This window comes from Lactobacillus sp. ESL0260 (assembly GCF_003692935.1).
GTDB lineage: Bacteria > Bacillota > Bacilli > Lactobacillales > Lactobacillaceae > Lactobacillus > Lactobacillus melliventris.
On sequence record NZ_REHO01000001.1, the window covers coordinates 15,827 to 30,402 of the forward strand.

12 protein-coding genes and 1 tRNA gene are annotated in these 14,576 nt (G+C 33.9%); 10 read left to right on the forward strand and 3 right to left on the reverse strand.

Going from position 1 to position 14,576, the window contains the following annotated elements; translation table 11 throughout:
* Positions 1-116 precede the first annotated feature (116 nt).
* A complete protein-coding gene (locus F5ESL0260_RS00075; RefSeq protein ID WP_046323985.1) occupies positions 117-818 on the reverse strand; it encodes an MgtC/SapB family protein in 702 nt (233 codons plus the stop codon).
* A gap of 152 nt (positions 819-970) precedes the next feature.
* On the opposite strand from F5ESL0260_RS00075, the gene F5ESL0260_RS00080 reads away from it, so the two are divergent.
* The 9 genes from F5ESL0260_RS00080 (at position 971) to F5ESL0260_RS00130 (ending at position 11,725) form a co-directional block, all read left to right on the forward strand.
* Positions 971-1,043, forward strand: a tRNA-Thr gene (locus F5ESL0260_RS00080).
* Between the two features lie 641 nt (positions 1,044-1,684).
* A complete protein-coding gene (locus F5ESL0260_RS00085) occupies positions 1,685-2,803 on the forward strand; it encodes an ABC transporter permease (protein ID WP_122025404.1) in 1,119 nt (372 codons plus the stop codon).
* A complete protein-coding gene (locus F5ESL0260_RS00090) occupies positions 2,800-4,041 on the forward strand; it encodes a tellurium resistance protein TerC (RefSeq protein WP_122025405.1) in 1,242 nt (413 codons plus the stop codon). Before F5ESL0260_RS00085 ends, F5ESL0260_RS00090 begins: the two co-directional genes overlap by 4 nt.
* A gap of 11 nt (positions 4,042-4,052) precedes the next feature.
* Positions 4,053-4,922 carry an ABC transporter ATP-binding protein gene (locus tag F5ESL0260_RS00095; protein ID WP_122025406.1) on the forward strand — a complete coding sequence of 290 codons (870 nt, stop codon included), beginning with the start codon at positions 4,053-4,055 and terminating at the stop codon, positions 4,920-4,922.
* Positions 4,923-6,300: 1,378 nt separating this feature from the next.
* A complete protein-coding gene (locus F5ESL0260_RS00105; RefSeq protein ID WP_233557687.1) occupies positions 6,301-7,353 on the forward strand; it encodes a Fic family protein in 1,053 nt (350 codons plus the stop codon).
* Between the two features lie 396 nt (positions 7,354-7,749).
* Positions 7,750-8,001 carry a hypothetical protein gene (locus tag F5ESL0260_RS00110; protein ID WP_122025407.1) on the forward strand — a complete coding sequence of 84 codons (252 nt, stop codon included), beginning with the start codon at positions 7,750-7,752 and terminating at the stop codon, positions 7,999-8,001.
* Between the two features lie 422 nt (positions 8,002-8,423).
* On the forward strand, positions 8,424-9,269 hold the full coding sequence (locus F5ESL0260_RS00115; protein WP_122025408.1) for a helix-turn-helix domain-containing protein: 846 nt from the start codon (positions 8,424-8,426) through the stop codon (positions 9,267-9,269).
* 103 nt (positions 9,270-9,372) lie between these two features.
* Positions 9,373-10,602 (forward strand): MFS transporter, encoded by a 1,230-nt coding sequence (locus tag F5ESL0260_RS00120; protein ID WP_122025409.1) that lies wholly within the window; start codon positions 9,373-9,375, stop codon positions 10,600-10,602.
* Between the two features lie 850 nt (positions 10,603-11,452).
* Positions 11,453-11,725 (forward strand): hypothetical protein, encoded by a 273-nt coding sequence (locus tag F5ESL0260_RS00130; protein ID WP_122025410.1) that lies wholly within the window; start codon positions 11,453-11,455, stop codon positions 11,723-11,725.
* Between the two features lie 487 nt (positions 11,726-12,212).
* Here F5ESL0260_RS00130 and F5ESL0260_RS00135 read toward each other — a convergent pair whose 3' ends face one another.
* On the reverse strand, positions 12,213-13,463 hold the full coding sequence (locus F5ESL0260_RS00135) for an MFS transporter (RefSeq protein ID WP_122025411.1): 1,251 nt from the start codon (positions 13,461-13,463) through the stop codon (positions 12,213-12,215).
* A gap of 100 nt (positions 13,464-13,563) precedes the next feature.
* On the opposite strand from F5ESL0260_RS00135, the gene F5ESL0260_RS00140 reads away from it, so the two are divergent.
* Positions 13,564-14,412 carry a helix-turn-helix domain-containing protein gene (locus F5ESL0260_RS00140; protein ID WP_158593793.1) on the forward strand — a complete coding sequence of 283 codons (849 nt, stop codon included), beginning with the start codon at positions 13,564-13,566 and terminating at the stop codon, positions 14,410-14,412.
* On the opposite strand, the gene F5ESL0260_RS09505 is transcribed toward F5ESL0260_RS00140, so the two are convergent.
* On the reverse strand, positions 14,395-14,576 hold a 182-nt coding region (locus tag F5ESL0260_RS09505), incomplete at its 5' end, for a hypothetical protein (protein ID WP_233557688.1). The genes F5ESL0260_RS00140 and F5ESL0260_RS09505 overlap by 18 nt on opposite strands.

Consider the following 14,576-nt stretch of genomic DNA (forward strand, 5'->3'; position numbering starts at 1 on the left):
ATAAATTCTCCTTTCGTAATAAAAGTTGATATTAATATTGTAGTAAGTTTGTGCAATTTAGATAAAAATAATGCAAAAAAAACAATAGAATTAACTATTGCTTAAAAAATATAACTTTATTTATCTATACTAGCAATACTGATCCGCTTGATGTCAGGATATTTGCGCAGAGCCATGATAATATCATTTTCATTAATATTATTATTGATGATGCCGTCTACAAAAAAGATAATTCTTTCATCACTGACAAAAAGAATCTTGACAGAAACATTTTCAACATGATTTGTTTGCAGTTCCTGTTCGATGATATGCAAGATATTAGGTTTATTGACAGCTTCTATTTGAATATTAAACCTGATATGCATGATGATTTTGTCAATGATAGTATCATCGTGAAACATCATCTGAATAACGAAAAGAAAGGCAGTCGCTAAAATTCCGATAAAATAAAGGCCAGAACCAATTGCCATTCCGATGGCCGCTGTAGCCCAAATACCCGCAGCTGTGGTTAAGCCGGAGATCTGTTGCTTCTTAATTAAAATTGTACCGGCACCAATGAATGAAATACCAGAAACTATCTGCGCAGCAATTCTGGAAGGGTCCAGAGCAACATCTGACATTTTTAGTAAATCGCCAAAGCCGTATTTTGAAACTATCATAAATAGCGCGGAAGAAAAGGCAACTACGATATGTGTTCGCACTCCGGCACTTTTTCTTTGAATTGCGCGTTCATAACCGATCAGTGCGCCACACAAGGAAGCAACTAAAATTCGTAGTACCCAGGGGAACTCGGCGCTAATCGAGGCTAAATTTGCCATTACATCCACTCCATTCTGAATCTATCTTCATATTATACTCTTAAAAAGTTTACCAAAGCTTAGTTATAACAAAAACTGAGAAAAAGTCAAAAAATGCTTGCGTAAACTAGTAGAATATGTTTTAATTAATATCGTTGTCGAGATATGACAATGCTGACTTAGCTCAGTTGGCAGAGCACGTCATTAGTAATGATGAGGTCGGAGGTTCGAATCCTCTAGTCAGCATTCAGAAGGATAAAATTAGTAAAATGACCTTGATATATCAATGTTTTCTGTTGGTAAGTTAAGGTTATTTTTTGTTTATTAAAGATAATTATGCACACGATACGGAACACGATTTTAGCTGTGTTCCGTGCAAAAACTTTTAGGTAGGCACTATGGCAGATATAGCAGGCTTTTTGCCCGCTTTTTTGTGTACTAAGTTTAGTCAAAATTTCAAAAAAATTATTAAATTTAAAAAATTAGTGCAAAATTAAATTATAAGAGTATAATTAAATAATAAATTTTAAAGTACTAATAATTCTTAAGATTTTAAAATATTTGTTTATGAGTTAAAACTAGAAGATCATAGGTAAAGATAGGATCTGCTTTGTTAGATTTAAAGGTTGAAGAAAGTTAAGCTAATCCATAGATTAAAAAGCTATGTTAAAAACTATTGGCATATGTATTTGGTCATGTTTTAGTCTATTGTAACATATTGCAGCTTTAGATAAATCTATAAATCTAATCAAAGCTTTTGGGAATAATAACTAAGGGATTTTTTTACAAATCGGAAAGTAAATTATATTAACTCAATTCTAAATATAATGACTCATAAAATAAAATGGCAAACGGGTTAGTTGTTTTTATACTAAAAGGTGGTTATTATGAATCGATATTATTTTAAAGCTAATTTTAAAATTGCAATAAAATCGAAAAAGAACTTTCTTTTAGTCTGTTTATTAATAATTTCTATGACTTTCTTCCTCTTTGTAGTTGAAACTCAAAAAATTGGCGATGGCTATCGTCAATGGCGGGACTACTATGAATCTGTACAAGTAAATGAAGATTATTTTGATGGTAGTTCTCTTCGTCAAAAAAATTATAAACAAACTTATGCAAATTTATGCAAACAATCAGCTTATATTGCTGTTTTGCAAAATGGTGAAGTGTTTTCCGATCCACAGACTTATTTAAGAGGATCGGAAAATCTAATTGAGACAATGCTTGACGGTTATAAGAATAATTATAAAGGTGCTAAAACTCTTAATGTGCCGCCCAAATATGAGCTTTACCAAAAACTGGCTACATATAAATACCTTTATCAACATCACATTCCAGTTGTGATGAACTCTAAAGCATCTTCAACATATTTAGTTTATATTTTGTCCATGTTAGGAAGCCTTATTTTCCTTTATATTCTTTTTATTTCAAATGATGTTTGGATATTGAAATTACGACATAGCAGTCTTTTGAAAAATATTCCTTATAGAAATAAAGATGAAATTTCTGGGAAAACTACAATCAATATTGTCTTAACTATCATCCCTGTGTTAATAGGAATCATAGCTGCATATATTTTTGCGGGTGTGCGTAATGGTTTTGTTACGTTAAATTATCCTAATGTATTTTACTTTAATAAAATTTTCGCAATACCATTATGGGCTTATTGTTTATTATTTTTGGTATATGTTGTTCTGCTTGTATTATTTACTACATCATTGACTTTATTTCTTAATCAACTAACTAAGAATGTTTATTTAACAACTTTAATAGGGATGTTAGTTTATGCTATTTCTTATCTTCCTGGCACCATTAGCAAATATCTTTTTTGGCTACCATCATCATATCTAAATATTACTAATGTTTTTAATGGAACGGTAGCTAATACAACCGAATTGAATTTCTTAAATTGTTGTACTGGTGCACTAATATTAATGATTTGGTCACTAATATTTATGAGTTGTTTTAGTTATTTGGTCAATAAAGGGAGGAGAGTAAGATGAGATGGCATTATTTTATTTCTCAATTAAAAGCCTTTTTTGTTAATCCTAAAAATATCGGATTATATATTGCCACTGCTTTGTTATCTCTATATTTTGGCCTGGTAAGTGTACCTAATCATCATGTCATTAATCGTGTTGATCCATACTCTATTCAAAAAGAATATAAGAATGATACTGCCTTTCTTAAAAGTGCTAAAAAACAATATGCAAAAACAAAAAGGCCGGGGCTTAAGTTTGATCCAAGTGTAGGTGCAAGAGATGCGATTGCAACCTATCCTACAATACTTAAATATGATAAAAAAAGATTAGCAGCATTAAAAGCAAATGACTGGAAAGAGTATGCTTTATATTCTAGTAAGTGGTACAAGTATGTTGATAATTTGATCTTCGTTGAAGAAAATCAAAATTATATGTATCCAGTTGAGTATGGACATAATGGAATTTATCAAGAAAATGGACATTATGGCTATCAACAAACTTATCACCTTTATAATGCGCTTTTAGCTGGTAAAGCAAAATTAAATAAGAACGTGTTGGAAGAAAGAACAGCACTGCAGCGAATTCAAAACTCTTTATCTGGTTGGACAACTTTAATTTTAATAATAATTGTTATCTTTTTTGCAGCTGATATTCTTACTAATGATTATAAATATCGTACGGTAGTAAAAAATATTCCCCTAAGCAAGAGTACTATCTTGTGGCTAAAAACCGCAGTAGTTGAGATTGGCGTCCTGCTTGATTTCTTGATGGCGTTTATTATAGCAGTAGTATGTATTGCTCCCAAATATGGACTGGGATCATTTAATTTAAGGACTACTTTTTATATGGGAAGACTATATTTTAAAGTGCCATTTACTTATTTAACGTTAGGAACGTATTATTTGCAGCTGAGTATTTTTGCAATACTGATTGTGTTTATATTTATCCGTTTAACACTCTTGATATCTTTATTAAGCAGAAATGAATATGTTGCAGAAATTCTTTCCAGTTTATTTGCGGTAGCTGGGAAGGTACTGTATTTCTCATCGGGAATGGGTTTTGTTTATCCATTTTTACAATATTTGCCAACCACGTATTTTACAATTGGTGATAGCCTATCTGGCAACTTATCTTATTTAATGGATACTCCAGGATGGGGCTTCAATGCCGGAATTGTGCCTTTAGTACTAACAGTTTTAGCTATTGAACTAGTTATGTTGTTAATTTATAGAATAAAGAAAATACCTTTAATTAAATGAGGTGAAATGCAATGTTAAAAATTAATCATTTAACTCTAAATTTTGGTGAAAAAAAGATTTTTACTGATTTATCTCTTGCCTTTGAAAAGGGACAAATCATTGGATTAGTTGCACCCAATGGTACAGGTAAATCTACTTTAATTAATATTATTTTGCATAACCTTACACCTCAAAAAGGTTTTGTTGAATATAATGGGATGCGCTATAGAAATGAGCATGATATTGTTAAATTACATAAACAGATATGTGCTTTTCCCGATCAAAGTGAATTATTTCCATTTATGACTGGACGAGATCATTTAAAACTTTATGCGGACTTATGGAATAAGCCTGAAAAATCCGTTAATGGCATTATCGACGAACTGAATATGAGTAGTTATGTTGATCATAAAGTTGAGACCTATTCATTAGGAATGAAGCAACGTTTATGTTTTGCAATGGTTGTGGCTGCTGATACTCCTGTTATGTTATTAGATGAGGTAATGAATGGACTAGATCCCCAAAACGTAGCATTAATTTCAAAAGTGCTTGTTAATTTAAAAGAGAAACAAAAGTTAATTATTATGGCTTCACATTTATTATCGAATTTACAAACTTATGCGGATCGAGTCCTGTTTCTAAAAGATGGTGCTATAAATAAAGATTTTGATAATAAAAAGCCAGATAAACAATACTTGAAAGTTGAAAAAACTGAAGAGCTTATGGGATTTCTAAGTAATTTAAAGTATGAAGAATTACCCGATAACTTAATCTTGATACCTATTTCTGAAAATAATCAAGATGACCTAAAAGCATTATTTTTAGAGCTATTACAACACCATATTCAATGCTCAATAGGAAGAATAAGTATTAAAGAATTATTCGACAAAATTTATGATTAAAATAAAAGGTCTAAAAAATATATTGACATTTAATTATCAATAAAGATTACATCTTGAGTAATTCAATTATTGTTTTAGCCGTAACAAGACTGTTGAGATGTACATCTTCAAAACAGTGTTTTGGTCTTTAATAGTGAGAACAAATTAATATATTTACTAAAAGAGGACAAAAACCTTATAAAAATATTGAGTAGAGCTAGTATTTATTATAAGGAGCAAGAGTAAGATGTCCTCTTTTTTATGCAATAAAAAAACTACTAGCAGCTTATCACAGGGATAAGTCATTGATAGGATAAATTGTAAAGCCATAATTATGCACATGCTACAGAATACGTTTTTAATCGTGTTCCACGAGTTCAGAATGGAGATTGCTAGAGCCATATTCTTTAGGCGCCCGGTTGTGCTAGCAGATGAAGCAACAGTTTTGCTCAATCATGTACTTTCTAGGAAGATTTATAATACTATTTTGGTAGATAGTTATTTACTAACGTTTTTACAAGTCAATATTAAATAAGTATGTTAGTCAAAATATACTATTAATTTTATTTTGTTGATTTAAGATTTGTTTGATGCTATTATTAAGCAACTAAAAATTTATAAAATAATAGTCTGCACAATTTTATTAGAAACGTTTTATAACTAGTAACTTGTTTTATGACTTAATGCTGCTACTGGACTTTTAATGTATTAATCTTAGGGGGTTTTTATGAAAGAGTAAGGTAGTATGATGAAAGTATATCTTTTAGCTTATAGCAAGTGTGATAGTTCTTCTGACATTGTTTATAGCAAAAATCAGATTACTGTACATTAACAGTCTTTTTGTTAATTATTTTAATCTTTGTTCTAAAAAAGGGATGTGAAAAATCATGAATTATTATAAAGCCTTTGATGCTGGAAGTAGTATATATCTGGTTGCATTTATGATTGATTATATTATAGAGCTGTTTAGTATTAACAGTTCAGGTATCAAGACTACCGCATTAGGACTAAAAATAATTACGAATATGAATGAGCATTCCTTAAACATTAATTTTTCATTAACATGGGGAATATTAATTTCGTATTTGGTATTTATCTTATTTTTTATGTCTGCCTTTCATTTCTTTAAAAAGATAAAAACCAGATGACTATATGGCAATGTGAGCTTGAATAATAGTCTTATTCAGAAGAATCATTTACTCTGATTAGCCTTGATTTATCAGCATTTCACGCAGATAAGTTAAGGCTGATTTTTTGTGTAGTAATAAATATTTTTCGGTGCAATAAACAAATTTACGGTGTAAAATAATTAAATTTTGCACCGATAATCTTTTAAATGCACTAATACTTGGTATAAAATATGTAAGAAGAAACTAGTTTATAAAGGAGACGTAATACTTTGAAAGTTTTTGATTACCAAACTTTAAATGGTTTGAAATTAACTACGAAGATGATTGAAAAACTCAATCTGATCTGTGAGCTAAAAGGTAAAACGGATCATATCTCCTTAAAATCAAAAGACATAATGAATAAGCTGTTAGTGGTCGCAAAGATTGAGAGTACAGACTCATCAAATCGAATTGAAGGAATTGCAACAAGTGACGTACGGCTTAAGAAATTAATGGATCAAAAAACGACTCCGAAAAATCGCAGTGAAGAAGAGATCTCTGGCTATCGTGATGTTTTAGCAATAATTCATGATAATTACAAATATATCAAGATTATGCCCAATAATATATTAGCATTGCATAAACAATTATTTGATTTCACTGAAAGCAGCTGGGGCGGTCAATTTAAGGATATTGATAATGCAATTATTACTACCTTTGCAGATGGTCATAAAGAAACTCGCTTTACTCCACCACCAGCATATATCACACCTGAATTAGTCCAAAGTTTATGTGAAACCTATAATGATGCAATTTGTGATAATTCCCTCCCACCATTAATACTAGCGGCAGCATTTATGTTGGATTTTGTATCAATTCACCCATTTAGAGATGGTAATGGCAGAATGTCACGCTTGTTAATGTTACTTGAATTACAACAATTAGGTTTCGGAGTTGGTAAGTATATTAGTTTGGAACGTTTAATAGAAAAAACTAAGGCGCAATATTACCGGACTTTGTTAGAAAGTTCAGGAAAGGCATGGAATAATAATGAAAACGATTATGGACCATATGTTGACTACTTTTTGAGTATCGTATTGCAAGCTTACCGTGAATTAGATTCACGAATTGATTTCACTAATGGTACGGAAAAGGATCCGGAATCATTGCTATTGAGTAAAATTACTAATAGTTTAAAACCGCTATCTAGACAAGAACTAATGAATTTGGTACCGCAATATGGTGAAAGTACTATTAAACATGCTTTAGCTAGGTTGCGCAAAGAAGGAAAAATAGGTTTAGTAGGCAAAGGAAAAGCAAGTCGCTATATTGCAAATAACTAAAGCAGGGCAGTAAATAAATTATCGGTGCAAAATTTAGTTATTTTGCACCGATAACTATAGCAACGGGCGAATTAAGGGAGTTCATTGGTAACTTCTTTCTAGAATTTTGTGGTTAATTACATTCTATCAAAGAAGTCCAATGGACTTTTTTCATTTTCTAATCAGGGCAAGTGTTCAACTTCATTTTACAATTTACCATTTTATTTTTTGTTAGCGCGTATTATCTGAACATGGAAGGAATTAAGCGCAGATGCCCGGACACCCCCAGGGTATCTGCGCATGGACCGATGTCAGGACAGAAGTTTTAGTTTCCTATAGGAAAAATAAGCAAAAATAATATGAGTTTATGCTAAAATTCAAATTAAAGAATAACGCTGAATAGATAAAGGCAAAGCTATGAAAATTAACGATATAATAATAAAAGGTATAAAAAATAGTGAAAAAATTGATACACCGTCAGTTATTTATTTAAAAGATGCTATTAGATTTAATATAGATGAAGCGTTAAAACAATTATCGGAAGTAAAAACTAATGAGACAAAATTACTTTATTCTATAAAAGCTTGTTATAACTCAAAGGTAATTTCGCTTTTATCAAGATTTGTGGCCGGCTTTAGTGTTTCCTCTGTACAAGAATATAAAAAATAGCTTGGTTTAATAATAAAATTGTTTCGGCTATCGGATTTGACGGTGTTGATATTAGTATAAAAAAGGTATGACGGTTTATTATTTGATTATAACTCGTATAAATTAAATAATGGTTCTACTAATTTTTTAAAAAATTTGAAGATTTTGCAATCAAATGGATTTATAGTTACAGATTCATTTGGTAGAACAAAAATACCAGGTTTGTTTGCTATAGGAAGTGTAATAATGCCAATATCTTGAGTCCCAGAAGCTATTTATTCTGCACAGATTACTGGATTCTATGTAGGACATCTCATAGAAAAGACAACTATTGCTGATCCTAGTGGTAGATTTCCTTTCTTTCCTAGAGAAAGGAACTGGTTAAATGGCTATCAACATAAAATAGAGCTTGATGAAGAATAACCATAAAAGGTAGATTAGTTATGACAATTGGTGAAGCCTTGAAAGAAATGCAGAAAGAGCTTGGACTAACCGGAAAAGAAATGGCTGCTGGCATTATTACAACTGGTACGTATTCACGTGTGATCCATGGTACTAGAAGAATAAGCAGTGATTTATTAATAAAATTACTACTAAAACACAATATAGACTTATCTTATTTCTTTGATAAAGTATCTGATACTTACATGCCTCCCTCCAATAGGTTAGAACAAAAATTATCCTCTCAATTTGGACTTGCATTTAATAATCATGATATTGTAGCAGCAGTTACAACATTCGAGCAGATTAAAAAGGCTAATGTTAGTATTCATTTTAAAAAAAGAGTACAGATAGCTGTTGCTTTTTTGACAAAAACTACAGATGATTTAGATAATAAGTTTAAGAAATCCATTATAGATGATTTAAATAAAGAGAGTAACTGGATTTTTAATATTCAAGCTTTACTTTTGTTTGCTACATCATTTGAAATTTTACCAACTGAATTTGTTGAAAAAAAGATGGTCTTTTTCTTTAATAAAATATCACGATCTAAAAACATTTCAGAAATTATGAAAGAAAGATTTGCCATCGTTTGTGTTAACTATTTACATTGGAAATATTCTCAAACAATAGGATTGAATGGAAAAATAGGGATAATTGGAGCTAATGTAGTGAATGCTATAAATTATCTTCAAAGCTTAGAGTCAACCACTCATTTGATCATTTATATAATATCAGCTAAATATTATTCGGCATTGTTTTCTGGTAATTTAACTCGTGCTAAGCAGATTAAAGAAAATCTGCTTGATATGGGGTGTACATTAGTGGTTAAAAATTGGCCACTGTGAAATTTTTGTTTATTTAAAAATATAAATTTATTATGGATTTATAGTCAACCGATTATGAGTATTATTAAAAATAAGAAAAGGATTATAATTAAAAAAGTGTATTATGTTATGTAAAAAATATGTAAACGTTTATAAGCTGCTAGTTGGCCGAGTCACGACCAACATCGCCGACAGTCTGTTCTACATGGCGGTGCTCTGGTACTTCAAGGAGACCGGGCACTCACCTTTCATGGTAGCGGTCCTGTTGACCGTTACTTCCGGGGTTGACATGGTCTCCTCGTTCGGCCTGGGCCCTCTGATTGATCGCATCTCAATGAAGAAGCTGCTGAACTATTCCACCATCATTCAGGCCGCAATCAGCGCTGCGGTGGTGGGGGTGTTGCAGCTGGGCCAAGGCGGCATCGGGGCTGACGCTGTGGTCTTAATTCTTTACACGGCCTCCACGGTTCTTTCAACCATTATTTACCCGGCCGAAACCAAACTGCTGCCGCTGTTTGTCGCGGAAAAGGACATGCTCCACTTCAACGGCCTGTTCGAGGTGACCTACGGCGTTTTGGACTTAGTTCTGGACGGTTTTGCCACCTTTCTGATTGCGACAACGTCAATCAGCATGACCGTGGTCATCTCCGGCGTGGTTTTTGCGCTGGCCCTGCTGACCTACGGGCGCCTGCAGATTAACGCCCTGGCCAAGGACGTCTTGGAGAGCGAGGAGTACTTCACCGGCTCCTACTGGAAGGACCTACGCATCGGCTGGCAGACGCTGAAGGATGAAAAGAACATCCTGGAACTGATTCTGCCGCTGTGCGTCGTCAACTTCTTCTACGGCATTTTCGACGTGGGCCTGCCGTATTTTGGGCAGAACTACGTTCATGACTCGGCAATCGGCTACGGTGGCCTGCTGATGGCCTCGTCTCTGGGCGGCATCGCTGGTGCCTTCCTGGTGCAGCACTTCAAGCTGGGCAAGAAGAGCATGGAATTGTTCATCGCAATTTGCTTTGTGGGTGCTGGCGTCTTCCGCCTCCTGGTTCCGTTGACGGCGGGCCTGAGCGTCCTGCTCATCCTGCTGAACTCGGCCGTCTCCTCTTTGTGGCTCACCATGATGAACACGGACTTTGAGGCCCTGGTGCAGGTCAGCTTCTCGTCTGCGGTGCTGGGGCGCATAGAGACCATCAACGACAGCATCCTGTCCATCATGATCCCGCTCGGGACGATGGCGGGCGGACTGGTGGTTGACCGGCTGGGCTCGATCAGCACGCAGTACATTTACGGTGTTACGCTGCTGCTCGCGGCGGTCTACTACCTCGGCGTGGTCAGGCACAAGGCCAAGAAGTAAAAAGAATCCGCATGGCATTAACATGATTATTCATCAGATTCTGTTGCTATAGTTTGGCGATGTTTTGATTGAGCATTCAGACTAAAAATAGATATGCCCCTTGAAATTAAAGTAGTTTAATAATTTCTAGTTAAGGACTAACTTCCGATATTAAATCGGGGTTAGTCCTTTCAGCTTGCTTGTTCCAGTGAAGGAAAGTTCTTGAAGGTCTGTTCAAAGCCGTAGAACATATTCCACTTTAAGGTGCCAAAGAAAGCCTACCATCAGTCCGTTGCCTTTGCGCGGTATGGACTGATGGATGCCACGGCTTTTAGTCAAGTTTGAAATTGTAAGTATTCGTCTAGGTATCAATTAGTTGATGTGAATCAGTGTCAATTGTTTGAGCCACAGAACAGTGCTGTAGCCCTCCTCATGTAAGCTGAGTGCCTGTAATTTTTGTTCAACGGAAAATTGACCATAGTAAAACCCTTCAGATGGACTTAGGTCCAATTGAAGTGCAACTAAAAAGTTAGACATTTTATCTAAAAAATTCTTGAATTCAGGCCAGTCATAAAATTCAAACTCTATTTTACAATTTACCGAAAGAAAACAAAGGCAAAAGGATTATTTTTGTAACTCAGCGCTTGTCTGCGGTGAAATATGCAGATAAGATTCTCTTTTTACAAAATGGTAGAATTCTCGGCTTTGATACACACGAAAAATTAATCAGAAGTAATGCTGATTATCATAATATGTATAATTTGCAAAAGGATACTTATATCTAAATTTGGGTTGGTCTAAAAAGCGCTTTTTGCTACAATTAAACTATTTTAAGTAAGTATTTGCTGTTTACTATAGCGCAATGGAAAGTGTGACAAGTTTGAATTCTATTAAAAAGTTTTTAGATTGGCTAACAAGTTTATTACTGATTATAGTTGTCGGACTGGTTTTGATCACACTTTTTTCAGCATATTATAGTTTTGGCACTATGATTTTTGGAGTCCATGAGGCGAGCGCAATAAAGGATTTTTGGTTCACAGAAATCATGTTAGGTACAGCTTATGTATCTGTAGTTATGGTCATTGCTATATATACGGCAATAACTCGTTTTTTGAAGAAAAGAAAAAATGATGCTACTTGTTAAGTAGCATTGATTACAAATATAGCAAGATGAAGGCAGGTAGTTCATTGAACTAACTGCCTTTTGTTATTCAAGAATACTGTGGTTCTTGATATAGCTGGCTTTAATTGATGGTAAATTGTTTTGAGAGGAAGAGTGCATATGGCATGAAGTCCTTTAGAAAGGTGTTCAGCCATTGAGTGTTTACCATGCATTAAAACTAGTGCTGGAATTTGCCTCACGTATTATTGCCTTATGTCAACAAACACAAGTAAACAAAAAGACCGTCCCGACAATAACTTTATTAAGTAATATAAGTGTAAAATTGGCTAGCCATGAAAAAAGGAAAGACTAAACTGACAGTCTTTCCTTTTCCTATATTGCTTACAGTTCACCAATATTTATTGCTAAATTGCCCCTTAGGTTTCTGTTCTCTGTAGCAACTTTGTTCAATGACATTATGTTAAGTTAGATTGGTCTGGATTTTTTAGGTAAAAACATCAATAAATTTTTATGCAATTTCAGCTTGTTTTGTTTTGTTGACTTTTATCATTACAATTAAAGTAACAGTGAAGACGATTGCACTAAGTACTAGGACACCGTACAAGGCGTAATTAACGTTGATTGTACCAGCTATGGTGGTAAATAATGTCGTCATTAATGGACCAGCGATTGCCAAGATTGTGTTTAAAAGCCCTGCTGAAGAAGATAATATTTTGCGATCTACGGAGATAACCAACCATTGCATTAACTTGGGACTGCTCGTACCAGCTAAGAAACCAAGAGTGGTCATTAGAATAAGGCAAAACACGATATTCTTATTTAGGATGACAATAGCCATAATGGCACTACTAATAGTAGATAATAAAGATAGCTGGAAAAGCGAGGTGTTTTTAAGGAGTTTGGTGCCGACTGCACTGCCAAGAGCTAAACCAATTGCGGCAGCGGCTCCTAGAAGTGCGATGGTGAAACTATAGCTGCCGATAAGCATGCTTTTGTTTCCTGCAATAACGATTGAAATTAATGGCTGGACAGAACTGAGCAAGCCATTAAGCATAGCTACAACTAAAACAATCGTTAAAAGTCCGTGGGCTTGCCTTACTTGCTTAAATGATGAACCAATTGTGGCAAAGAAGTTTTGGTCATTGACCTCTTCTGTCTGCTCAGGCTGTTGCTTATGAACGTTCGTCCCAATGTTGGCATAAAGTAAGCCTGCTGCTAAGAAGGTTAGTGCGTTGACAATAGCCAGTTCTGAGTATGACATGAAGAGCAGGAGCCCGGAGCCAACAAATTGTGCAACTAGCGTAATTAGTTGTGATACGCCGCTTGTAAAACCCTGAGCTTCGGCCATTTCGTTTTTACCGACGAGGCCAACGATTAGCGGCGTTTGTAAACCGCCAGAGTACATGCCGGAAAGATCAGATACAAAGTTGAGTCCGATAACCATTAAGACCAGGTTCCAGCCGGCAATATTGGTGGCAAAAAGCAGACCCACCAGCATGTATAACGCAAAGCGAATAACTGCCAGCCAGACAATTACGCGATACTTATTGTGTGTCCGGTCAGCCAGGTAGCCGCTGAAACTTTGAATTAAATCAGGCAGAGACTCGGTAATTGCAATTGAAGATAATGCCAGGGAATAATTTTTTAACTTGCTAGCATAAGTCATGAGGGCCAGGTAGAACAGGATGTTGCCTGCGCCGGATAACCAGCTGGCGATGGTGAATTTTCTGTAATTTTTATTCTTTAAAAAAATGTTCATGTTTTTACCTCTTTTCTTAACTATATATTTAGTATATTTTGGTTATAATGAAAAAGAGAGGAATGTCATATTTGACAGTTTAAAGTTAGAAGGAATAAAAATGACAATTGGGGAGTTGTTAAAAGATTATCGGATAAGTCAAAAAAAGACGCAGAAACAATGGGCAAAAGATGTGATAAGCCCTTCATTCTATGCGAAAGTAGAAAAAAATTTAAGTCGGATTTCTGCCGAAGATTTAATTGAATTACTACATTCTAATCAAATTCCAGTGATTGATTTTTTCAGTAAATTAAATCAAAAAGATAAGTCGATTAATCAACAAGAATTAGAAATAAATCGACTTATTAATGAAGCATATTACCAAAATTCTAAAAAAGAGTTGCAACAAATACGAGATGTAGTTGCTGAAAGTGAATTGCCTAATAAAAATGATGAATTACTTCTTATCGATGCCTATATTGCGGTAATTAGTAAAGACCTTACAATGCTAGATAAAGAAGTTATAGACAGAATGAAAGAAAAAGTTTTTAATATTTCTAATTTTGATGAAGATGGATTAATTATGTACTGTAATTTCATGAGCTTTTATGATTTGAATAGCAACTTATTGCTATCTAAAAGGATAATAAAACAGCTTGTTGGATCAAGCAGTGTCAGAATACAAGAAAAAATTTTGGCTATCATTATCAATATGCTGATTTTTTGCATTAGAAATAAGCGATTTGAAGAAACTGAGGTATTTGTTAATTATGCGGATCAAATAAAAACAAAACCGGAGGTTTTCTTTTATAAGCTGCTGATACCGGCATTTTATAATATAGTTAAATATCAAAATAATCATGATAAAAAATATCTGGATGAAACAGAAATAATAATTAAAAGTATCAAATTAGCGGGAATGCCGGATTATGGTAAGGAGTTAGAAGAGCTTTTAGTTGCAAATAAATAAACTTGAAAAAGCCATGTTTGATTTTGAAGTACCCCCAAATTGAAGTGCTCCATAATAGTTAGACATTAATCTGACTATTAGGAGCACTTTTTTCATGACTAAATATTCAACTACTTTGAAAATGGAAATTTGCAGTAAATACTTATCCCACCAAACCTCTTTAG